This window comes from Amycolatopsis sp. NPDC051373, assembly GCF_040689465.1.
Taxonomy (GTDB): domain Bacteria; phylum Actinomycetota; class Actinomycetes; order Mycobacteriales; family Pseudonocardiaceae; genus Amycolatopsis.
Genome location: NZ_JBFBAE010000011.1, coordinates 1 through 21,700 on the forward strand (window position 1 = coordinate 1; position 21,700 = coordinate 21,700).

20 protein-coding genes are annotated in these 21,700 nt (G+C 70.6%); 12 read left to right on the forward strand and 8 right to left on the reverse strand.

Annotation, left to right across the window (positions count from 1 at the left end):
- The coding region (locus AB0383_RS21265; RefSeq protein ID WP_366188325.1) for an RHS repeat-associated core domain-containing protein at positions 1–4,387 on the forward strand (4,387 nt) is incomplete at its 5' end.
- A gap of 82 nt (positions 4,388–4,469) precedes the next feature.
- On the opposite strand, the gene AB0383_RS21270 is transcribed toward AB0383_RS21265, so the two are convergent.
- Positions 4,470–5,102 (reverse strand): nitroreductase family protein, encoded by a 633-nt coding sequence (locus AB0383_RS21270; RefSeq protein ID WP_366188326.1) that lies wholly within the window; start codon positions 5,100–5,102, stop codon positions 4,470–4,472.
- 58 nt (positions 5,103–5,160) lie between these two features.
- Positions 5,161–5,742, reverse strand: a complete 582-nt coding sequence (locus AB0383_RS21275) for a TetR/AcrR family transcriptional regulator (RefSeq protein ID WP_364171241.1) — start codon at positions 5,740–5,742, stop codon at positions 5,161–5,163.
- Positions 5,743–5,840: 98 nt separating this feature from the next.
- Here AB0383_RS21275 and AB0383_RS21280 point away from each other — a divergent pair, with 98 nt between their 5' ends.
- From AB0383_RS21280 to AB0383_RS21320, 9 genes are read left to right on the forward strand one after another with little or no spacing between them, the layout of a single operon-like run.
- Positions 5,841–7,481, forward strand: a complete 1,641-nt coding sequence (locus AB0383_RS21280) for an AMP-binding protein (RefSeq protein ID WP_366188327.1) — start codon at positions 5,841–5,843, stop codon at positions 7,479–7,481.
- Positions 7,465–8,247, forward strand: coding sequence for an enoyl-CoA hydratase-related protein (locus tag AB0383_RS21285; protein ID WP_366188328.1), 783 nt, complete (start codon positions 7,465–7,467; stop codon positions 8,245–8,247). Before AB0383_RS21280 ends, AB0383_RS21285 begins: the two co-directional genes overlap by 17 nt.
- Before the next feature lie 39 nt (positions 8,248–8,286).
- The gene (locus AB0383_RS21290) at positions 8,287–8,775 is read left to right on the forward strand and encodes a MaoC family dehydratase (RefSeq protein ID WP_364171235.1); all 489 of its coding nucleotides are present in this window, start codon (positions 8,287–8,289) and stop codon (positions 8,773–8,775) included.
- Positions 8,772–9,218, forward strand: a complete 447-nt coding sequence (locus AB0383_RS21295) for a MaoC/PaaZ C-terminal domain-containing protein (RefSeq protein WP_364171233.1) — start codon at positions 8,772–8,774, stop codon at positions 9,216–9,218. Before AB0383_RS21290 ends, AB0383_RS21295 begins: the two co-directional genes overlap by 4 nt.
- Entirely contained in the window at positions 9,215–10,732 is a 1,518-nt protein-coding gene (locus AB0383_RS21300; RefSeq protein ID WP_366188329.1) for an acyl-CoA carboxylase subunit beta, read from the forward strand. The genes AB0383_RS21295 and AB0383_RS21300 overlap by 4 nt, the downstream gene beginning before the upstream one ends.
- A 2-nt stretch (positions 10,733–10,734) precedes the next feature.
- A complete protein-coding gene (locus tag AB0383_RS21305) occupies positions 10,735–11,559 on the forward strand; it encodes a CoA ester lyase (protein ID WP_366188330.1) in 825 nt (274 codons plus the stop codon).
- On the forward strand, positions 11,559–12,482 hold the full coding sequence (locus AB0383_RS21310; RefSeq protein WP_366188331.1) for an LLM class flavin-dependent oxidoreductase: 924 nt from the start codon (positions 11,559–11,561) through the stop codon (positions 12,480–12,482). The genes AB0383_RS21305 and AB0383_RS21310 overlap by 1 nt, the downstream gene beginning before the upstream one ends.
- Complete coding sequence (locus tag AB0383_RS21315) at positions 12,475–14,238, forward strand: biotin carboxylase N-terminal domain-containing protein (protein ID WP_366188332.1); 1,764 nt, start codon at positions 12,475–12,477, stop codon at positions 14,236–14,238. The genes AB0383_RS21310 and AB0383_RS21315 overlap by 8 nt, the downstream gene beginning before the upstream one ends.
- 57 nt (positions 14,239–14,295) lie before the next feature.
- Positions 14,296–15,075, forward strand: coding sequence for an SDR family oxidoreductase (locus AB0383_RS21320; RefSeq protein WP_366188333.1), 780 nt, complete (start codon positions 14,296–14,298; stop codon positions 15,073–15,075).
- An 18-nt stretch (positions 15,076–15,093) separates the two neighbouring features.
- Here the strand turns inward: AB0383_RS21320 and AB0383_RS21325 are convergent, their stop codons facing one another.
- The 3 genes from AB0383_RS21325 to AB0383_RS21335 form a co-directional block, all read right to left on the reverse strand.
- On the reverse strand, positions 15,094–16,470 hold the full coding sequence (locus AB0383_RS21325) for an NADP-dependent succinic semialdehyde dehydrogenase (RefSeq protein ID WP_366188334.1): 1,377 nt from the start codon (positions 16,468–16,470) through the stop codon (positions 15,094–15,096).
- Positions 16,471–16,696: 226 nt separating this feature from the next.
- The gene (locus AB0383_RS21330) at positions 16,697–17,323 is read right to left on the reverse strand and encodes a helix-turn-helix transcriptional regulator (protein ID WP_366188335.1); all 627 of its coding nucleotides are present in this window, start codon (positions 17,321–17,323) and stop codon (positions 16,697–16,699) included.
- The gene (locus tag AB0383_RS21335; protein ID WP_364171221.1) at positions 17,320–17,577 is read right to left on the reverse strand and encodes a hypothetical protein; all 258 of its coding nucleotides are present in this window, start codon (positions 17,575–17,577) and stop codon (positions 17,320–17,322) included. Before AB0383_RS21335 ends, AB0383_RS21330 begins: the two co-directional genes overlap by 4 nt.
- Before the next feature lie 122 nt (positions 17,578–17,699).
- On the opposite strand from AB0383_RS21335, the gene AB0383_RS21340 reads away from it, so the two are divergent.
- Together AB0383_RS21340 and AB0383_RS21345 are read left to right on the forward strand one after the other, a co-directional pair.
- Positions 17,700–18,554 (forward strand): helix-turn-helix transcriptional regulator, encoded by an 855-nt coding sequence (locus AB0383_RS21340; protein ID WP_366188336.1) that lies wholly within the window; start codon positions 17,700–17,702, stop codon positions 18,552–18,554.
- A gap of 3 nt (positions 18,555–18,557) precedes the next feature.
- Entirely contained in the window at positions 18,558–18,734 is a 177-nt protein-coding gene (locus AB0383_RS21345; RefSeq protein WP_366188337.1) for a DUF397 domain-containing protein, read from the forward strand.
- An 86-nt stretch (positions 18,735–18,820) separates the two neighbouring features.
- Here AB0383_RS21345 and AB0383_RS21350 read toward each other — a convergent pair whose 3' ends face one another.
- From AB0383_RS21350 to AB0383_RS21360, 3 genes are read right to left on the reverse strand one after another with little or no spacing between them, the layout of a single operon-like run.
- A complete protein-coding gene (locus AB0383_RS21350; RefSeq protein WP_366188338.1) occupies positions 18,821–19,684 on the reverse strand; it encodes a dioxygenase in 864 nt (287 codons plus the stop codon).
- Between the two features lie 42 nt (positions 19,685–19,726).
- A complete protein-coding gene (locus AB0383_RS21355) occupies positions 19,727–20,524 on the reverse strand; it encodes a citryl-CoA lyase (protein ID WP_364171214.1) in 798 nt (265 codons plus the stop codon).
- A complete protein-coding gene (locus AB0383_RS21360; protein WP_366188339.1) occupies positions 20,521–21,699 on the reverse strand; it encodes a CoA transferase in 1,179 nt (392 codons plus the stop codon). The genes AB0383_RS21355 and AB0383_RS21360 overlap by 4 nt, the downstream gene beginning before the upstream one ends.
- Position 21,700: the final 1 nt, after the last annotated feature.

Here is a 21,700-nt window from a genome sequence, read left to right on the forward strand (position 1 = left end):
CGCCTCGGGTTACGAGGGCGCGCCGAAGGACTACACGCCGCCGCCGGGCAAGTCGGCCGGCGACGATGGGACTCACGCCTCGGGTTACGAGGGCGCGCCGAAGGACTACACGCCGCCGCCGGGCAAGTCGGCCGGCGACGACGGGACGCACGCCTCGGGTTACGAGGGCGCGCCGAAGGACTACACGCCGCCGCCGGGCAAGTCGGCCGGCGACGACGGGACCCACGCCTCGGGTTACGAGGGCGCGCCGAAGGACTACACGCCGCCGCCGGGCAAGTCGGCCGGCGACGACGGGACCCACGCCTCGGGTTACGAGGGCGGCGGTTCGAAGGACTACTCGCCACCGGCCGGCTCGAAGTCGGGCGACGACGCCACCCATGCGTCGGGTGCCGGCGGCGGCAAGGGCGAGGGGGGCACGCCCCCGCCTAAAACCGGCGACAGCACCTCGAGCGGGGGCAGCAGTGCCGGCGGTGGCGACCTGCCCCCGACCAAAACGCCCGACTCCGGGTCGGGCACCAAGACGTCCGGTGCCGGGAACTCGAGGGGTCTGCCCGACAAGCCGGAGCCACCACGCGACCGCGCGGTCGGCAGCGACGATCGCGTGTGCGAGTCGGACCCGGTCGACATCGCGACCGGCGACGTGGTGATGACGGCGCTCGATCTGCTGATGCCCGGGCTGCCGGAGCTTTCGCTGGAGCGCACGCACATCTCGTCCTACCGCGCCGGCCGGCTGTTCGGCGCGACGTGGGCGTCCACTCTGGACCAGCGTCTGGAGTTCGACGACGAGAACGCCTGCTACTTCTCGGCGGACGGGATGATCCTCGTGTACCCGTTGCCGGGCGCGAACGCGGCCGTGCTCCCGATCGAGGGCCCGAGGCTGCCGTTGGTCGCCACCGAGTCGGGTTATCGGCTGGCCGACCCGGCGGGGCAGGTGGACCTGGAGTTCGCCGCGGTCGCGGGGTCGCGTCCCGGGGTGTTCCCCCTTGTCGCGATCGAGCACGCCGGCGGTGACCGGATCGACTTCGAGTACGGTCCGTCCGGCGTGCCGGCCGGGCTCACCCGATCCGACGGTCGTGCGGTCCGATTGCTCAGCGAGCAGGGCCGGATCACCGGGGTCGACGTCGTCGATGCGGCCGGCGACGTGTCGGTGACCGTCGCCAGGTTCGGCTACAACAGGCTGGGCCAGCTGACGAACGCCTCGAACTCGTCCGGCCTCGCGGCGGGCTACGACTACGACGTGCACGGCCGCATGGTCGGCTGGCAGGACCGCACCGGTACCTGGTACCGCTACGTCTACGACGCCGAGGGCCGCTGCGTGCGCACCGTGGGCCCGCAGGGTTACTTCAGCGGCGCCTTCGCCTACGACCGCGAGCGGCTGATCACGCGCTACTCCGACTCCCTGGGCAACGTCACGGAGTACCAGCTCAACGAGGCGAACCAGATGCTGCGCCGCGTCGACCCGCTGGGGAACGTGACGGGCTACGTCTGGGACCGCTACGACCGGCTGCTCGAGCGCGTCGACCCGCTCGGCCGCACGACGGCGTACTCCTACGATGCCGACGGCGAGCTGATGTCCGTGACCCGCCCCGACGGTTCCGTCGTCGAGGTCGGCGGGGACGACACCGAGCTGACGATCACGGTGCGGGACGAGAACCGCTACTGGAGCCGCACGTACAGCGGCGACAACGTGCCCGATCCGCTGGCCGACCCGCTCGGGGTGTCGACCGCGCTGAGCTACACCGAGGTGATCGACCGCCAGAACGCGAGCCCGGCGGTCGCGCCGACGAGCACCGGCGCCATCGCGGCGCCGGACGCGCGCGACGTGTTCGGCCGCGCGACCACCGTGCTCAACCGGTCGCGGCGGCAGGTCCGGCTCGGCTGGACCGTCGAGGGTGAGGAGAACCTGCGGGTCCACCCGTCCGGGACCCGGGAGGCCCGGCGGTACGACGCGGAGGGCAACGAGGTCGAGCACGTCAACGGCGCGGGGTTCGCGACCCGGATCGAGTACGGGCCGTTTGGGTTGCGGACGGCGTCGGTCGACGCCTCCGGCGCGAGGACCACCTACGCCTACGACACCGAGCTCCGCCTCACGACGGTGACCAACCCGCTCGGGCTGCAGTGGCACTACCGCCACGACCCGGCGGGCCGGGTCCTGGAAGAGATCGACTTCGACGGACGCGTGCTGCGCTTCGAGTACGACCCGGCCGGGCAACTGGTCCGGTCGGTCAACGGAGCCGGCGACGTGACCGAGTACGTGTACGACCAGCTCGGCAACGTCCTCGAACGCCGCACCCCGACGGGGACGACGCGCTACACCCACGACCCGGTCGGGCGGATGATCCACGCCGTGATCGGCGACGTCGAGCTGCGCGTCGAGTACGACCCGGAGGGCGAGCTGCTGAGCGAGACCGTCGACGGCCGCACCGTGACCACCGGCCGCGACGGCGGTGGCGCGCTGGTCCGGCGCACCCCGTCCGGTGTGGAGAGCGTGTGGAGCTTCGACTCTGCGGGCAACCCCGACGCGCTGACGGTCGGCGGGCACTCGGTGCGCCTGCGCCACGACGAGGGCCGCCGGGAGGTGTCGCGGACCGTCGACGACCGGGTGGTCGTCTCCCACGCCTTCGACAGCGACGAGAACCTGATCGCGCAGTCGGTGCGGATCGGCGAGTCCGAGCGCAGCCGCCGGTTCACCTACCGGCGCGACGGTTTCCTCGCCGGCATCGACGACGACGTGGCCGGGCCGACGCGGATGTCCCTCGACTCCGTCGGCCGCGTGGTGGAACTGCAGACGCCGCAGGGCAGCCGGCAGTACCGCTACGACGGTCTGGGCAACGTCGTCGAGTCCGGCGCGCCCACCGCCGGCCCCACGGCCGGGCGGCGGCACTACGCCCGCAACAGCCTGGTGGCCGCGGGCGCCGCGACCTACGAAAACGACCTGCAGGGGCGCGTAGTGATGCGCCGCGAAGGCGAGCGGGTGTGGCGCTACACCTGGGACGCCCACGACCGGCTGACTGGACTGCTGACACCCGACGGCAGCCGGTGGGTGTACCGCTACGACCCGGTGGGGCGCCGCATCGGCAAGCAGCGCCTGGTCTTCGCCGGCGACACGTGGCACATGGCCGAGAGCTTCGCATTCTCGTGGAGCGGTGCGCAGCTGGTGGAACAGAGCCATGTCGACGAGGTCGGCCGGCAGACCGTGACGACCTGGGAGTACCACCCCGAAGACGATCGCCCGATCGTGCAGATCGGCCGGCCGGCCGCCGCGGACGAGCGGTTCTACTCCATCGTCACCGACCTGCTCGGGACCCCGACGGAGCTCATCGACGCCGACGGCGCCACCGCGTGGCGCGAAAGCGGCGGGCTCTGGGACCGCTCCGGTGGCACGACGCTGACGCCGCTGCGCTTCCCGGGCCAGTACGCGGACGCGGAGTCGGGCCTGCACTACAACGTCTACCGCTACTACGACCCGGCCACCGGCCGCTACCTCAGCCAGGACCCGCTCGGGCTGGGGCCGGCCGACAACCCGGTCGCCTACGTGCCCAACCCGTTCGCCGACTGCGATCCACTGGGCCTGGCCAAGAAGAAGGGCGCCTGCGGCGCGGGCGGCTCGAGCAACGTCAGCGACCGCCCGGGCGCCGGCAACGACGCGAGCAACGTCCCGGACAAGAAGGGCAAGGGCAAGTCCAAGGCGAACGACACCGACACAGCGTCGGGTTCGGGTTCGGGCGGTGGCAAGGCTTCGGTGAGCCTCGGCGAGCACGACGGGGTCGAGGTGCACGTCGACTCCCACCAGGCCAAGCACCAGACCGGCGGCAACAGTTTCCTCGGGATGGACCCGTACAAGGGCGGTTCGGGGACCAAGTTCCCGGCGCAGGTGGATGGGAAGTTCCACGAGAAGTACCTCGGGCCGCAGGTCGCCAAGCACACCAACGAGGGTCCGGCCAAGCAGATCGACGAGGACATTGCCGGCAAGAAGGCCAAGATCGACGAGCACGACTCGAACATCGAAGAAATCAAGATCGAAGGAAAGAACAAGCAGGCGGAATACGCTGAAGTCAAGGCTTCCAAGGATCTGACTCCGGAAGCGAAGACCGCCAAGCTGGAGGAAATCAAAGCAGATATTCAGCGTAAAGCCGGCGAGCTCGGGGATGCGAACGCTAAGAAAAAGGCCGCCGAAGACGACTACGCGGCCGCGGTCGAAGATCGTAACAACAAGGTGATCCAGTACGACAAGAACGCCAAGGATGACGGCATTCAGTACGACATGACCAGCCAGTACGACCCGGTCAAGGGTAAGTGGACCTCGACCTACCACGCCAACCCGGTGAACGAGAACTGGTGGAAGGAGTACGGCAGCAAGATCGCGAAGCAGCACGGCCTCGGCTGACGCTCGGCCGAGCTGTCGGAGAACCGGGTCCGGCTGGGAATTCACCGGGCCGGACCCGGTTGTTTCTACGTACTCCTCGAAGTCACCACTTGTCCCAGTGGGTCACCTCGTCCGGAGCAGGCCGGGAGGCCGGGCGGAAGTCCGTGCCCTTCGTGTACGCCAGCGGGGTCAGCACGGCCTGCGCGACGGTCTCGTACGGGATCCCGAGGAGGTCCGCGACCTCCTGCTCCCGGACCACGTGCATGGACGTCCACGCCGTGCCGAGGCCACGGGCGCGGGCGGCCAGCATGAAGCTCCACGTCGCCGGCAACACGTTGGACATGCCCGCCGTGGCTGACGCGCGGTCGGTGCCTTCGTTGCAGGCCAGCACGAGCACTGGCGCTTCACCCATGTGGTCGCCGAGGTAATCGGCCGAGCTGGCCACGCGCGACTGCACGCGGTCGCGCTCGGTGGCGCCGTCGTTCTTGCCCGGGTAGCCGGGCGATGCCTTGTACTGCGCGAAGATCGAGCCGTAGATCTCGCCGATGGCGCAGCGCTTGGCTTCGTCGCGCACGACCACGAAGCGGGCTGTGACGACGTTCGAGCCGGCCGGGGCTTGCAGGGCGAGGGCGACGCACTCGCGGATGAGGTCGTCGGGCACGTCGCGGCTGAAGTCGAGGCGCTTGCGCACCGCGCGAGTGGTGGACAGCAGCTGATCCGGGGAGAGTTCGAGCATGCCGCGATCATAAGTCCGCGAGGTGCCCGCCGCGCGAGACCGCGACCACAGCCGGGATTCAGTGTGCGCGCAGGCCTTCGATCAGCAGATCGGCGAAGCGGTCCGCGAGCTCGTCAGTGGTGAGCGAGCCGTCCGGGGAATACCAGACATACGCCCAATTCAGGATGCTCGTGAGCGCGATGCCCGCGATGCGCGGGTCGGCTTCACGGAACTCGCCGGCCTCAATGCCTTGCGTGATGATGCCGCGCAGCCCCGTTTCCCAGCGGTCGCGGCTCGCGATCACGGCCTGCTGGCGCGGTTCGCTGAGCTGGCGCCACTCGTGGAAGAACACGGTGGCGAACTCCTTGTTCTCGCCGATGAGCTTGAGGTCGCGCGCGGCGACCTGGCGCAGCTGCTCGGTGGCGGTACCGCCCGCGGCGATGATCTCCTCCATGTCGCGCTCGGAGCGTTCCATGATGCTGTGCACGATCGCCTCGAGCAGGTCCTCTTTGCTCTGGATGTGCACGTACAGGCTTCCGGCGTGCACGCCGACCTCCCGGCCGATGTCGCGCATCGAAGTCCCGTGGTAGCCCTTGCGGGCGAACAGGCTCGCGGCGATCTCGACGATGGGCGTGACGTAGTCGGTGGCTCGTTCGGACACCCGCCCATTAGACACTACGGCGAGTGACGAGTCGATGGGCCAATCGCGTGCAACAACTGTTTGTTGACCGATCGCGCCTGTGCGATTAGCGTCCGGAGGTGAGACTTGGAGGCAGCCCGACGATGCGCTACTACGAGATCGACCAGAGGACCACCGCGCACATCCTCGCCGACAAAGCCGCCCGCGTCGGCGACCGCCCGTTCCTGCACTGGGCGGGGCGCACCTTCACCTACCGCGACCTCGACGAGATGACCAACCGCTACGCCAACGGGTTCGCCGCCCTCGGCATCGGCCGGGGCGACCACGTGGCGATGATGATGCCCAACGGTCCGGAGTTCCTGTGGACGCTCTGGGGCCTGGGCAAGCTCGGCGCCGTGGCAGTGCCGCTCAACACGGCCGCCAAGGGTGAGCTGCTGCGCTACTTCCTCGACCAGTCCGACTCCACGGCCGTGTGCGTGGCCGGCGACCTGCTCACGCGCGTCGCCGCCGTGCTGCCCGAGGTGCCGGCCGTGCGCACGGTGCTGGGGCTCGGCTCCGACCCGGCGCAGCTGGCCGCGCTGGACGGGATCACCACGCACGACCTCGCCGACCTCGGCCAGGCCTCACCCGAGCCGCCGCGGCTCGCCGAGCCCGTGCGCTGGAACGACCCGCACCTGATCCTCTACACCTCCGGCACCACGGGCCCGTCCAAGGGCGCGATCTGCCCGCAGGCGCAGGGCCACGCCGTGGGCCACCAGATGGCATCGCTCAACTCCTACCGCCAGGACGACGTGCTCTACACGTGCCTGCCGGTCTTCCACGGCAACGCCATCTGGTACACGGTGTACGCCGCGTTGTGGGCGGAAGCGTCGGTGGCCTTGTACCCGCACTTCTCGGCCAGCCGGTTCTGGTCGCAGATCCGCGAGTCGAAAGCCACGGTGTTCAACGCGCTGGGCGCGATGGCGAACATCATCTGGCAGCAGCCGCGCTCGGAGCGCGACCGCGACCACTCGGTGCGGATCTGCATGATGGTGCCGAACTCCCGCGAGCTGGCCGAAGGGTTCCTCGAACGCTACGGCGCGAAGGTCACCTCCGTGTACGCGATGACCGAGAACTGCGCGGTCACCGTGTTCAGCCCCGACGACCCGCTGGAGAAGGTGCCCTCGGCGGGCCGGGTGCGGCCCGACATGAGCGTGCAGATCGTGGACGAGGAGGGCCGGCCCGTCGCCCAGGGCGAGGTCGGCGAGATCCGCCTGCGCCCCAACGAACCCGGCATGACGATGCTGGAGTACTACAAGATGCCCGACGCCACTGTCGGCGCCACGCGCGATCTGTGGTTCCACACCGGCGACCGCGGCTGGCTCGACGAAGACGGGTACCTCTTCTTCTCCGACCGCAAGAAGGAGGCCATCCGCCGCCGCGGCGAGAACATCTCCGCCTACGAGGTGGAGACCATCGTCTGCAAACACCCGGCGATCCTCGAGGCCGCCGCCGTGCCCGTGGCTTCGGAACTGGGCGAGGACGACCTGATGGTGTACGTCGTGCTCGAAGAAGGCGCGAGCGCCTCCTACGAGGAGATCATCGCGTTCTGCGACGAGCGCATGCCCTACTTCATGGTGCCGCGCTACCTGGAGTTCATCGACGGCCTGCCGAAGACGCCGAGCGAGAAGATCGAGAAGTACAAGCTGAAGACCGCCGCCGCGGACCGCGTCGGCGAGCTGTGGGACCGGGAGGCGGCGGGAATTGTCATCAGGAAGTGAAGCCGTCAGGTTCAGTGCGGACGGTCCCGTCGGCCGGATCACGATCGACCAGGAGGCCACGCGCAACGCGCTCAGTCCCGAGGTGATCGCCGGTCTGGACAAAGCGATCACGGCCGCGGGGGAGTGCTCGGTGGTCGTGGTGCGGGGGCGGGGCGGAACGTTGTCGGCCGGCGCCGAGCTGAAGTTCCTGCGTTCGGTGCTCGACGACCCGGCCGCGGTGCGCGAGTACATCACGTCCATCGGGGTGACCCTCGACCGGCTGGAAGCCGCGCCGTTCGTGTCCGTCTGCGTGATCGACGGCTACGCGGTGGCGGGTGGCTGCGAGATCATGCTCGCCTGCGACCTCGCCGTGGTCAGCGAGACCGCGCAGATCGGCGACCGGCACCTCGAGTACGGGCTGCTGCCGGGCGCCGGCGGTTCGGTGCGCCTCACCCACGCCGTCGCCCCGGAGATCGCCCGCAGGTTGCTCTACACCGGCGAAATAGTCGACGGCGCCACCGCCGCGGGCTTCGGGCTCGTGAGCAGCGCGGTGCCCGCGGCCGAGCTCGACGACGCCGTCGACGCGCTCGTGGCGCGCCTGGCCCGGCACGCGCCCGACGCGTTGCGCGGCATGAAACGCCTGCACCGCAAGGCACTCGCCGACGAACCCGCCGCCGCGATCACCGCGGAGCGGGAGACGTTGCTCGCGCACCTGGCCGGCGCAAGCGCGCGGGAAGGGCTGGCCGCGTTCGCCGAGCGCAGAGCGCCGCGGTTCGGCAGTCTCTGACTCAAGATCGCCGGTGGCCCGGCACGGAAAGGTAAAACCATGAGCACAGACACCGATCGCCCGGTCTCGGGCCGGTGGTTCGAACAGCTGGAAGTCGGCACCGTGGTGCGGCACGCGACGCGGCGCACCGTGACCGAGACCGACAACGTGCTGTTCACGACCATGACGATGAACCCGGCGCCGATGCACCTCGACGCCGACTACGCCTCGCGCAGCGAGTTCGGCAAGCCGCTGGTGAACAGCATGTTCACGATCGCGCTGGTGGTCGGGCTCTCGGTGTACGAGCTCACGCTGGGCACGATCGTGGCGCAGCTCGGGATGTCCGAGGTGGAGTTCCCGAAGCCGGTGTTCGCGGGCGACACGATCCGCGTGGAGAGCGAGGTCGTGGAGGCCCGGGCTTCGAAGTCGCGGCCGGGCGCCGGGATCGTCGTGTTCGAGCACCGCGCCTACAACCAGCGCGACGAACTGGTGTGCCGGGCAAAGCGCACCGGCCTGATGCACCGCCGACCGGTGGGGGATGCCGCGTGATCACCGAGTACTTCGACCGGATCAAGGTGGGCGACACCCACGTCAGCCGGGCCCGCACGATCACCGAGACAGACATCGTCCAGTTCGCCATGTTCACCGGCGACTGGCACCCGGCGCACACCGACGCCGAGTACTTCGGCGCCGACCCGGTGTTCGGCGGACGCGTGGCGCACGGCGCGCTTTCGCTGTCGGTCGCGCTGGGCCTGGTCACGTTCTGGCCCGAGGCCATGAAGGCGTTCTACGGCATCGACAAGCTGCGCTTCATCACGCCGGTGCGCGTGGGCGACACGATCCACGTCGAGACCGAGGTCACCGAGCTGACCCCGCGCGGCGACGGCAAGGGTGTGGTCACCTCCGCGTTCCGGATCCTCAACCAGCGGGGCGAAACCGTGCTCGCGGCGTCGCTGAAGACCCTGGTGGTCACGGAAGGGGCGGCGCGATGAGCGAGGTGACAGCCGAGCTCGAGAAGGCCGAAGAGGTCGCGCTGGCGGGTGGCGACGCGAGCCGCTGGCCGAACAAGCTCCCGGTGCGGGAACGGATCGCGCTGCTGCTCGACCCCGGCAGCTGGGTGGAGGACGGGCTGCTCGCCGACGCGTCGGGCGACGGCCTGCCCGCCGACGGCGTGCTCACCGGCGTCGGCACGGTCGAGGGCCGGCCGGTCGCCGTGATCGCCCACGACTTCTCGGTGAAGGCCGGGTCGTGGGGCGAGCTGACGTGCGAGAAGCAGGTGCGCATCCTGGAGCGCGCCGACCGTGACCTGCTGCCGGTTTTCTACCTCGTCGACTCCGCCGGCGGGCGGCTCACCGACCAGCTCGGGTTCTTCTCCGGGCGGCGCGGCGCGTCGCGGATCTTCCAGCTGCAGGTGAAGCTTTCCGGGAGGGTGCCGCAGATCTGCTGCCTGCACGGGCCGTCGGCCGCGGGTGGCGCGTACATGCCGGCGTTCACCGACTGGGTGGGCATGGTCGCGGGCAACGCGTCGATGTACCTGGCCTCGCCGCGCGTCGCGGAGAAGGTGACCGGCGAGCGCACCACGCTGGAGGAAATGGGTGGCGCGACCATGCACGCCACCGTTTCCGGCTGCGGCGACGAGGTGTTCGACGAGGACTGGCAGGTGATCGCGGCGGCGCGGCTGCTGCTGTCGTACCTGCCCGACGACTGGCGCTCGGCGCCCGCCCGCGCCGAGGCCGTGGCGCCGGAGATCCCGGAGTGGCCCGACGGCCTGATCCCGGAGGACCCCAACGCGGCCTACGACGTGCGCGACGTGATCCTGCGGCTGGTCGACGCCGGGAGCTTCTTCGAGATCAAGTCCGCGTGGGCCGAGGAGATGGTGACGGGCTTCGCGCGCCTGGGCGGGCAGACCGTCGGGTTCGTCGCGAACCAGCCGTCGGTGCGCAGCGGCGCGATCTTCGTGGACTCGGCTGACAAGGCGGCGCGGTTCGTGTCGATGTGCGACGCGTTCAACGTGCCGTTGGTGTTCTTGCAGGACGTGCCGGGCTTCATGGTCGGCGTCGCGGTGGAGCGGCAGGGGATCATCCGGCACGGTGCGAAGATGGTCGCGGCGATGGCGAGTGCCGAGGTGCCGAAGTTCAGCGTGGTGCTGCGCAAGGCGTACGCGGCCGGCTTCTACGCGATGTGCGCGCCGGGCTTCGAACCGCGCGCCACGATCGCGCTGCCGACCGCGACGATCGGCACGATGTCCCCCGAGGCATCGGCGAACGCGGTGTACGCCAACAAGATCGCGGCGATCGAGGACCCGGCGGAGCGCGAGGCGTTCGTGGCCGCACGCGTTGCCGAGCAGGCCGCGGACTTCACGTTGCTGCGGATGGCCGGTGAGCTGCACGTCGACACGGTGGTGAAGCCGGAGGCGCTGCGGGCCGAGCTGCTGGGCCGCCTGCGCGCGGCCGGGAGCTGGGAGCGTTCGGGCCACCGCCGCCACCACCTGATCAGCCCGGTGTGATGATGACGACCGGATTGGTTCCCCGCAGCCTCCTGTTCATGCCGGGCTCGAAGGCGTCGATGATCGCGAAGATCCCCGCGATCGCGCCCGACGCGGCCGTGGTCGACCTCGAAGACGCCGTGCCCACGGCGCAGAAGGCCGAAGCTCGCGAGACGACCGTGGCCGCGCTGGCCGGGTTCGAGGTCGGCCCGCGCACGACGGTGCTGGTGCGGGTCAACCCGAGTACCTCGCCGTGGTTCGCCGACGATCTCGCAGCCGTCGCGTCGCTGCGCGGTGTCGGCGTCGTCCTGCCGAAGTACGAGCGGCGCGAAGAGATCGACGTGGTCCGCGCCCAGGTCGGTGCGGACGTGCCGATCGTGGTCGGGCTCGAGACGGTGCGCGGTGTGGCGTACTGCCGTGAGCTCTTGAGCGCCGCGATCGACTCCGTCTACTTCGGAGCCGAGGACTACATCGCCGACATCGGCGGCGTCCGCACCACCCGCGGCGACGAGGTGCTCTTCGCCCGCAGCGAAGTGCGGCTCGCCGCCCACCTCGGTGGAGTGTCCACTGTGGACCAGGCCGTGGTTGCGATCCGCGACGACAACCGGTTCCGCGTGGACGCCGAAGCCGGCCGTGCGATCGGCTACACCGGCAAGATCTGCGTGCACCCGCGTCAGGTCGAGCTGGCCCACGAGGTCTTCACGCCGGCGCCGGCCGAGGTCGCGCGCGCCCGCGCGGTGCTGGCCGCGGCCGACTCCGGCGTGGCCGTGGTCGACGGAGAAATGGTGGACGACGTCCACGTGCGGATGGCGCGCACGGTGCTGGCGCGTGTGCCGGAGGAGAGCTGATGCGCGTCGGGCTGATGTTCCCGCCCGGGGCGGACCCCGGTGAGATCCCGGCGGTCGCGCGCCGCGCCGAAGCGGCCGGGTTCGACTTCTTCTGCTGTGGTGAGCACGTGTTCTTCCACGGCCCGATGACCAACGCCTTCGTCGGGCTTGCCGCGGCGGCGGGCGCGACCGAGCGGATCGGGCTGATGAGCGCGCTCACGATCCTGCCGGTGTATCCGGCGGCGCTGGCGGCCAAGCTCGTCGCCGCGCTCGCGACGGTGTCGCGCGGTCGGTTCGAGCTCGGGGTCGGCGTGGGCGGTGAACACCCGCCGGAGTTCGAGGCCGTCGGCGTGCCGCTCGCCGAGCGTGGGCGCCGCACGGACGAGGCGCTCGAAGTGCTGCACCGGTTGCTCGCCGGGGGACCGGTGACGTTCCGCGGCGAGTTCACCACGATCGAGGGCCAGGAACTGCAGCCGGTGCCCGCGGTCCGGCCGCCGGTGTGGGTCGGTGGCCGGCGGCCCGCGGCGATGCGCCGGGCCGCACGCCACGCGGACGGCTGGTTGCCCTACCTGGTCTCACCGGAGCGGTTGGCCGACAGCGTGGCGCAGGTGCGGAAGCTGGCCGCGGGATACGGGCGCCCGCCCGAGGACATCCGCGGCGGGGTCTATCTGTGGTCCGCTGTGGACACCGACGGCGACCGGGCCAGGCGTGAGGTCGTGTCGGCGGTGAGCGAGACCTACCAGCAGGACTTCGAGGGCTACGCCGACCGCTACCTGTTGTTCGGCACACCGGCCCGCGTGCGGGAGCGGCTGGCGGAGTACGCGGCGGCGGGGGCCGAGAGCGTGATCTTCGCCCCGGCGTGCGCCGACCACGACCGCGCGATCGACTTGTTCGCCACCGAGGTTCTGCCCGGCATCCGGGAGAGGGGAGTGTCCCGTGTCTGAGTCCACCGAAGTGGTCTCGAAGGTGTTCACCAAGGTGCTGGTGGCCAACCGCGGCGAGATCGCCGTACGCGTGATCCGCGCCGCGCGTGACGCCGGGCTGGGGTCGGTCGCCGTCTACGCCGACCCGGACGCCCGGGCGCCGCACACCCGCCTCGCCGACGAGGCCTACGCGCTGCACGGCAGCACGGCCGCCGAGTCCTATTTGGACATCGACAAGATCCTCGACGTCGCCAAGGTCAGCGGCGCCGACGCCGTGCACCCCGGCTACGGGTTCCTCTCGGAGAACGCCGCCTTCGCCCAGGCCGTGCTCGACGCCGGTCTCGTGTGGATCGGCCCGGGTCCGCAGGCGATCCGCGACCTCGGCGACAAGGTGACCGCGCGCAAGATCGCCCGGTCCGTCGGCGCGCCGCTGGTGCCGGGCACCGAAGAGCCGGTGGCGTCGGCCGAGGAGGTCGTGGCGTTCGCGCGCGAGCACGGGCTGCCGGTGGCGATCAAGGCCGCGTTCGGCGGCGGGGGTCGCGGGCTCAAGGTCGCGCGCACGCTCGAAGAGATCCCCGAGCTGTTCGAGTCCGCCACGCGCGAAGCCGTCGCGGCCTTCGGCCGGGGCGAGTGTTTCGTCGAGCGCTACCTCGACCACCCCCGGCACGTCGAGGCACAGGTGCTCGCCGACGCCCACGGCACGGTCGTCGTGGCCGGCACCCGCGACTGCTCGTTGCAGCGCCGTCACCAGAAGCTGGTGGAGGAAGCCCCGGCGCCGTTCCTGAGCGCCGAGCAGCGCGAGCTGATCCACACCTCCGCCAAGCAGATCTGCGCGGCGGCGGGATACCTTGGCGCGGGCACCGTCGAATACCTCGTCGGCACCGACGGCACCATCTCGTTCCTCGAGGTCAACACCCGGCTGCAGGTCGAGCACCCCGTGACCGAGGAGACGACGGGCCTCGACCTCGTGCTGGAGCAGTTCCGCATCGCCCGTGGCGAGCGGCTGACCATCGCCGATCCCGAAACACGCGGGCACGCGTTCGAGTTCCGCATCAACGGCGAGGACCCGGGTCGTGGCTTCCTCCCGATGCCCGGCACCGTGCGCCGCTTCGACGTACCCGAGGGCCCCGGCATCCGCCTTGACTCCGGTGTGGAGGCGGGCAGCGTCGTGGGTGGACAGTTCGACTCGATGCTGGCCAAGCTGATCGTCTCCGGGCCCGACCGCGCGACGGCTCTGGCTCGCAGCCGGCGGGCGCTGGCCGAACTGGCGGTGGAGGGTCTCGCGACCGTGGTGCCGTTCCACCGCGCCGTGGTGCGCGACCCGGCGTTCACGGCCGAGAACGGGTTCACCGTCCACACGCGCTGGATCGAGGAGGACTTCGCCAACACCCTGCCCGAGTACTCCGCCGAACCCGCCGACGACGGCAAGGTGTCGATCTCCGTCGGCGGCCGCGCCCTGCGGGTGGCGTTGCCCGGTCTGTCCGAAGTGGGCAGCCGGGCCGACGAGATCCGCGCGGCTTCCGCGGCCGTGGCACTCGGTCCGCGTGCGACGGCCGTGTCCGGCGACGCGGTGACGACGCCGATGCAGGGCACGGTCGTGAAGCTCGCCGTGGCCGAAGGCGACCAGGTCGAGGCCGGCGACCTCATCGCCGTGGTGGAGGCGATGAAGATGGAGAACCCGGTGAAGGCGCACAAATCCGGCGTGGTCACGGGGCTCGCGGTGGCGGTCGGCGACAGCCGCGCCCAGGGCGACGTGCTCTGCGAGATCGCCGGGTAAAGTCCACTCGGGACTTCCGTTGGCGATTTTCCGATGTCAAAGGAGGGGAGCACGCTCGTGGATCTCGGAATCGCCGGCCGCACGGCCGTGGTGTGCGCGTCGACCCAGGGCCTCGGGCGGGCCTGCGCGGCGGAGCTCGCCCGGGCGGGCTGCACCGTCGTCGTCAACGGGCGCTCGGAGGACTCGACGCGCGCCGCGGCCGCGGAGCTCGCGGCGGAAACGGGCGCGACCGTGGTGCCCGTGGCGGGCGACCTCGGCGACCACGCCGTGCAGGACGCGCTGCTCTCGGCCGCGGGACCGGTCGACATCCTCGTGAACAACAACGCCGGTCCGCCGTTCCGCGACTTCCGCGAGGTCGACGAAGACGCGCTGTTCGCCGGCGTGCGCGCCAACATGGCCACGCCGATCCGGCTGGTGCAGCTGGTCGTCGACGGCATGGTGGAACGCCGGTTCGGCCGGATCGTGAACATCACGTCCGGCTCGGTCAAGATGCCGCTCGCCGGGCTCGACCTCTCCAGCGGCGCGCGGGCCGGCCTCACCGGGTTCCTCGCCGGTGTCGCCCGGTCCGTCGCGCACGCCAACGTGACGATCAACTTCCTGCTGCCCGGCTCGTTCGACACCCGCCGCCTGCGTTCGGGTCAGGAAACGGCGGCTGCGAACGCGGGAGTGACGCCGGAAGCCGTCGCGGACCGGCAGCGCGCGGCGATTCCCGCCGGACGGTTCGGCGAGCCCGCGGAGTTCGGTGCGGCGTGCGCCTACCTGTGCTCGGCGCAGGCCGGGTTCGTCACCGGCCAGAGCCTGCTCATCGACGGTGGGGCGTACCCGGGCGTGCTCTGACGCCCGGGGCCCCGTGCGTCAGCCGACCCAGACCGTCTTGAGGTTGCAGAACTCCCGGATTCCGTGCGACGACAGCTCGCGGCCGTAACCCGAGCGCTTCACACCGCCGAACGGCAGCTCCGGGTACGACACCGTCATGCCGTTGATGAACACCTGCCCGGCGTCGAGGTCGTCGATGAACCGCTCGATCTCGCCGGCGTCCTCGGTCCACGCGTTGGACCCGAGGCCGAACGACGTCGCGTTCGCGATCTCCAGCGCCTCGTCGAGGTCCGCCGCGCGGTAGAGCGAGGCGACCGGGCCGAACACCTCTTCGGTGAAGATGCGCATCTCGCGCGTGATGTCGGTGATCACCGTCGGCGGGTAGAACCAACCCGGGCGATCCGGGCGTTTCCCACCGCACAGCACGGTGGCGCCCGCGGAAACGGCCTCGTCCACCAGTTCCTCGACGTCGGTGCGGCCCTGTTCCGTGGCCAGCGGCCCGACCTTCGTATCGTCGTCGAACGGGTCGCCGACGGTCAGCGCGCGCATCCGCTCCACGAACTTCCTGGCGAACTCGTCGTAGACGTCGGTGTGCACGATGAAGCGCTTCGCCGCGATGCACGACTGGCCGTTGTTCTGCGTGCGCGCTGTCACCGCGGTCTCGGCCGCGCGGTCGAGGTCGGCCGAGGGCATCACCACGAACGGGTCGCTGCCGCCCAGTTCCAGCACGGTGTGCTTCACCTCGTCACCGCAGATCGCGGCGACCGAACGCCCGGCCGGCTCACTGCCGGTGAGCGTGGCGGCGGCGACGCGCGCGTCACGCAGGATCGGCTCGACCTGGCGCGAGGAGACCAGCAGCGTCTGGAAGCAGCCTTCACCGAATCCGCCGCGGCGGAACACGTCCTCGAGGTACAACGCGGTTTGCGGCACGTTGGACGCGTGCTTGAGCAGCCCGACATTGCCCGCCATCAGCGCGGGCGCCGCGAAGCGCATCACCTGCCACAGCGGGAAGTTCCACGGCATCACGGCCAGCACCACTCCGAGCGGCTGGTAGCGGCCCAACGCACGCGACGCGCCGACCACCGACGGGTCCGGCAGCGGCTCGTCGGCGAGGAACGCTTGCGCGTGGTCGGCGTAGTACCGCATGCCCTTGGCGGACTTCAGCGCCTCCGCGCGGGCCGAGGCGAGCGTCTTGCCCATCTCGGTCGTCATCATTCGCGCGACGTCGTCGGCTTCTTTCTCGAGAAGGTCGGCGGTGGCATGCATCAGCGCGGCGCGCTCGGCGAACGTGGTGCGCCGGTAGGTCTGCCACTGCTCGTGCGCGATCCCGATCCTGTCCCGGACCTCGGCCTCGGTCAGCTCGGTGAACGTCTTGACCGTCTCCCCGGTCGCGGGGTTGATGGTGGCGATCGCCATGGGCGGAGCCGTCCCTTCTCCTCGTCGCGGTGCGGCCGCGCGGGCCGTCCCCAGCACGAGCCTAGGTCTTCCCGGCCCGCCTGGCAGGCAAACAGGCGGCAGGCAGGCCGCAGCACGAAGCCCCCAGGCTCGTGAGTCCCTGGGGGCTTCGGCTCAGCCCGCCCGAGGCGGGAGTGGGGACCCGGCCGCCGCGCCCGGTCGGGGTCAGCACGCGGCGGCCGGGAGATCATTCGCCGTCGGGGTGGTCTTCGTCGTCGCCGGTTTCGGGGTTGCCGTCGTAGATCACCGAGCCGTCGTCGCGCATCCATTTGCCGATCGCCTTCACCTCCAGCGGCTCGGCGAGGAGGAGTTGGACGGTGTAGCCGTAGAAGCGGGCGTAGAGCAGCACGTTGGTGAAGGCCGCATCCGCTGCGCCGGGGTGGTTTTCGAGGCGCCACAAGGTGAGTGGGCTGATGCCGAGGGTTTCGGCGACTTCGTCGCGGGTCAGGCCGGCCTTCCGGCGCAGCGTGTGCAGGTGCTGCAGGAGCTGCCACAGCTCGGACATCGCCTGGGCGTCGCCGGCGTTGTCGCCGTGGGGCATGCGCTCGCGCCAGGGCGGGCGGCGTTGTCCTGGGTCGTCTTCGACGAGGACCACGTGCAGGCGATAGCCGAGGTGGCGAGCGTAGGCGTCGAGGGTCGGCAGGGTCTGGCTGGTGCGGGCCCGGGTGCGCAGCGAGTGGATGTTCCCGGCGAGCATGCCGAGGATCCGCCCCGCTTCCCGCAGGGTGAGGCCCTCGGCGACGCGGACCTCCTCGAGCCGCGCGGCGACGATGTCGAGTTGCTCGAGCGCCGACCGCTGGACCAGCGCAGTCATCGCGGGCGCCGGAAGCAGGTGCGGCAGTCGCGCGCCTTGTCACGGTCATCGCCGAGTTCCTGCGACAGCTCGGAGCGGAACGCCCACCGCGCTGGAATGACAAAGCCGTTCTGCGTGCAGCCGGGGCTGAAGGTGTCCCGTCCCTCGTCTTCCAGCTGAGCGCGCAGGTACCGGTGGTTGCGTGTGTCTCCTGCCCAGAAATGCACGGCGAACAGGCCGCGCTCGATCATCGCTGGTGACAGCTCGCCGGTCACCTCATCTGCCGCTATTGTCATCGCTCACCCTCCCCGGACACGTCACGTGTGCACGGGACTACACTTTGAAGCAGCTGAGGCGAGAGTGCAATATTTACACTCTCGCCTCACTCGAAAGGAGCATGATCGTGCCCAACCCGCCTTCCCTTCGCCGTCGGCGCCTGGTGTCGGCGCTTCGCCGGCTGCGCACCGAAGCGGGGCTGACCATTGTGGACGCTGCCGAGGCCGCGGGGTTCTCCGAAGCCAAGCTCAGCCGGATCGAAACGCTGCGGCACATGGTCAACGGCGACGACACCTACCGGCTCGCCCAGGTCTACGGGGCGGACCAGCAGACAACGGATGCGCTCGTGCAGCTCGCGCGAAGCTCCAAGCAGCGCGGGTGGTGGGCTGCCTACTCCGATGATGCGCTGGATCGGCTCACCGACTACATCGAAATGCAGGCCGACGCGGTTCGCATTCGCGAGTTCGAGGAAGGCATTGTGCCGGGTGCGCTCCAAACCCGGGGGTACACCGAGGCGGTTCTGCGCTTCGGTCTGCCGGATGCCAGCGAGGAGACCATTCAGCAGCGGCTCAAGGTCCGGACCGAACTCCAGGAGAGTGCCCGGTCCCGAGACCTGCGGATGTGGGTGATCCTCGACGAAATGGCGCTGCGGCGCCCTGTCGGCGGACGCGGTGTGATGGCGGATCAGGTCGCTGCGCTGATCTCGGCGGCGAACTCGCCCGGCATCCGCTTGCAGGTGCTCCCGACAGACGTGAGCGGCCATCCGGCGATGGGAACTCCCTTCACACTGCTCGATCTTGCCGATCGGGCCACGTATGTCTACCTCGACACCCTCACCGGTGGCTCATACCTGGAGGAAGCTCGCGACGTGGACCGGTACGAGTCGACGTGGGAGGTACTCCAGGCGACGGCGCTGGGCTTCGACGATTCGACTAACCTGATGGCGACCATCCGATCCGAGCACCAAGGCGGGTAGAACGTGGACGAGACCCGGTTGTGGCGTAAGTCGTCGTATTCGAGTAGCGGCGGCCAGTGCGTCGAGGTCGCCGTGGGCATCAAGTCGGTCGGCATCCGGGACACCAAGGACCGCCAGGGCGGCGAACTCGACGTTCGCGCCGCCGCGTGGCCGGCCTTGCTGGAGCAGCTCGGGCGCTGACCGCGCAGGCAAAAGGCCCCCAGCGACTCGTGAGCGCTGGGGGCCTTCTGCTGCCTCTACTGCCTCTACTGTCGGGATTCTCGGGATCAGCCGACGGGCTGCAGGACGAAGTCGTAGCGCGCCTCGACCCACGGCACGGCCGACTCGCCGCCGTCGGGTGTCGGGCCCGGCTCGCGGGGCTCGAAGGTGACCACGAGCTCCTGTTTGGTGCCGAACACGACGTCGCTGTCGAGGTACTCGGCGCCTTCCTGGAACAGGTGCGTGATCAGCGGCTCGTGCCCCGCGGCGTTCACGAGGAAGTGCACGTGCGCCGGGCGGAAGTGGCTGATGTCGGTGCGCGAGATGAGGTCGCCGACGGGGCCGTCCATCGGGATCGAGTATCCCTTCGGGGCGATCGTGCGCACGCAGTAGGTGCCGTCGGCGCGAGCGGTGTACTTCGCGCGCAACCGGGCTTCGTCGATCTCCGGCAGCTGCGACTCGTACGAGCCGTCGGCGTCCGCCTGCCACACGTCGAGCAGTGCGCCGGCGACGGGGGAGCCGTCGAGGGAACGGACGGCGCCGCTGACGTAGAGCGGGGTGCCTTCGACGCCGTCGGACATGTCGCCGCCGAAGTCCAGCTCGGGGGAGCCGTCGATGTGGAACGGGCCGAGCACCGTGGCCGGCGTGGCTTCCTTCTCGAAGGCGTGGTTCATCTGCACGACGAGCATGCTCAGGCCGAGCACGTCCGAGGCGAGGATGAACTCCTCGCGCTTCTCGTCGCTGATCTGGCCCGTTTTGGTGAGCCACTGGATCGCGGCCATCCACTCCGGCTCGGTGAGCCGCACTTCGCGCGCGAAGTCGTGCAGGTGGCGCACGAGCGCGGTCATCAGCTCCCTCGTGCGCGGGTCGTGCGCGGTGCCCCACCGCCGCGCGGCCAGCTCCGTGATGTTGTCCTCGGTGACGAGCTCCATGGGCGTCCTTTTCCTCGGCCGGTTCCAGTGCGTGTCAGGGGGTCAGGGCGTGTACGGGTCCGGCGCGACAGGCCGGTTGTTCAGGTCTACCGCGAGGAAGATGTCGTTGCCCACAGGGTGACGCAGTTCCTCGGCGAGCTGCCCGATGAGCCCGGCCGTGCGGGCCAGCAGGGCAAACCCGCGCAGTAGCTCCAGAGGCAGCCCGAGGTCGGCCAGCGCCGCGCCGCAGACGCCCGCACCGTTGAGCGGCAGCGTTTTGCCGAGCACCTGCGGGTGCACGCGGCCGATCGCGGTGAACAGCGCCAGGTGCGGGCCGACGAGCCCCTCCTCGGCGGCGATCTCCAGCAGGCGCGGTGTGCGCGGGTCGCCCTGCTTGTGCACGTGGTGCCCGAGCCCGGGGACGAACTCGCGGGCTTCCCGTTTCGTGCGCACCGTTTCGAGGGCGAGCGCGTCCCAGCCGGCGTCGTCGGTGGGGATCTCTCCGGCGGAGGCGAGCACCTCGTGCAGGAATCGGCCGCAGTCCTCGGTGACGCCGAGGAAGCGCGAGCCACCGCCGAGCAGGCCGGCGGCGAGCGCGCCCTGGATCGAGTCGGGCGCGGACAGGTAGGTCAGCCGCGTGACGATCGCGGTCGGGGTGAAGCCGTGGTCGGCCAGCGCCGCGAGCACGGCCTCGAACACGCGGGTCTCGCCCGGCGTCGGCCGACGCTGCGTGGCGAGCCAGAAGGCCAGCTCGCCGAAGCCGACCTTGCCCATCACGTCCTGGGCCAGGTCCTGGCCGAGCAGGGTGATCTTGTCGAGCGACGACGCTCCGAGCGCCGTCTCGTACACCGGCTCGTTCACTCGGATTCCTCTCGCGGGGTACGGAGCCAGGCGCGCAGCTCGGCACCGTGCTCGTCGAGCTCGGGCGGTGGCAGCCGGTAGGACGCCGGGGTCGCCGAGAGCCGCAACGGGTGGCGCGTGGTGGGCACCGCGCGGTCGCCTTCGCCGACCTCGACCACGGGATCGAGCCCGAACCGCTCGGCCATCGCGAAGCCGCCGTCGATCGTGGAGATCGGGCCGCACGGTACGCCCACGGCTGTGAGGGCCTCGAACCAGTCGACGGCGCCGCGGGCGGCCAGGCGCTCGACGAGGATCGGGCGCAGCTCCTCGCGGTTGCGCGTGCGGTCGGCGTTGTGCGCGAAGCGCGGGTCTTCGGCGATCTCCGGGATGGCGAGCACGTCGCACAGCTTGCGGAACTGGCCGTCGTTGGCCGCGGCGACGATGATGTCGTCGTCGGCGGTCGGCAGCGGCTCGTACGGGAAGACGCTGGGGTGCGCGTTGCCCATCCGGTAGGGGACCACGCCGCCGGCGACGTAGGCGGAGCTGTGGTTCACCAGCCCGGTGAGCGCCGAGGACAGCAGGTTGACCTCCACGAGCTGGCCCGCGCCGGTCGCGTCGCGGTGGCGCAGCGCGGCGAGGATGCCGATCACGGCGTGGTTGCCGGCCATCACGTCGAACACGGAGATGCCGGCGCGGTACGGCGGCCCGGCAGGGTCGCCGGTGAGGCTCATCAGGCCGGAGATCGCCTGCACCATGAGGTCGTACCCGGGCACGTGGCTGCCTGCGCCGGAGCCGAAGCCGGTGATCGACGCGTAGACGAGGCCGGGGTTGAGGGCGCGGACGGTCTCGTAGTCGAGGCCGTACTTGGCGAGGCCGCCGGGCTTGAAGTTCTCGATGAGCACGTCGGCCCGGGCGGCGAGCTCGCGCCCGAGCGCCGCGTCGGCCTCGTCGCGCAGGTCGAGGGCGATGGAGCGCTTGCCGCGGTTCACGCCGAGGTAGTAGGTGGAGGTCTCGCCGCGCACCGGCGGCATCCAGGTGCGGGTCTCGTCGCCCTGCGGGCCCTCGACCTTCACGACTTCGGCGCCGAGGTCGGCGAGCAGCATCGTGGCGTACGGGCCGGCCAGCACCCGGGAGAAGTCCGCCACCAGCAGCCCCGACAGCGGTCCGGTGCCCGCTCCCGCCGGGGAGTCTTCCATG

Coding starts and splice junctions, on each gene's coding strand:
- AB0383_RS21270 (WP_366188326.1), bottom strand. CDS start 5,102: ATGCTCGAACTCTCCCCGGATCAGCTGCTGTCCACCACTCGCGCGGTG.
- AB0383_RS21290 (WP_364171235.1), top strand. CDS start 8,287: ATGAGCACAGACACCGATCGCCCGGTCTCGGGCCGGTGGTTCGAACAG.
- AB0383_RS21300 (WP_366188329.1), top strand. CDS start 9,215: ATGAGCGAGGTGACAGCCGAGCTCGAGAAGGCCGAAGAGGTCGCGCTG.
- AB0383_RS21305 (WP_366188330.1), top strand. CDS start 10,735: ATGACGACCGGATTGGTTCCCCGCAGCCTCCTGTTCATGCCGGGCTCG.
- AB0383_RS21310 (WP_366188331.1), top strand. CDS start 11,559: ATGCGCGTCGGGCTGATGTTCCCGCCCGGGGCGGACCCCGGTGAGATC.
- AB0383_RS21325 (WP_366188334.1), bottom strand. CDS start 16,470: ATGGCGATCGCCACCATCAACCCCGCGACCGGGGAGACGGTCAAGACG.
- AB0383_RS21330 (WP_366188335.1), bottom strand. CDS start 17,323: ATGACTGCGCTGGTCCAGCGGTCGGCGCTCGAGCAACTCGACATCGTC.
- AB0383_RS21340 (WP_366188336.1), top strand. CDS start 17,700: ATGATCGTGCCCAACCCGCCTTCCCTTCGCCGTCGGCGCCTGGTGTCG.
- AB0383_RS21350 (WP_366188338.1), bottom strand. CDS start 19,684: ATGGAGCTCGTCACCGAGGACAACATCACGGAGCTGGCCGCGCGGCGG.
- AB0383_RS21360 (WP_366188339.1), bottom strand. CDS start 21,699: ATGGAAGACTCCCCGGCGGGAGCGGGCACCGGACCGCTGTCGGGGCTG.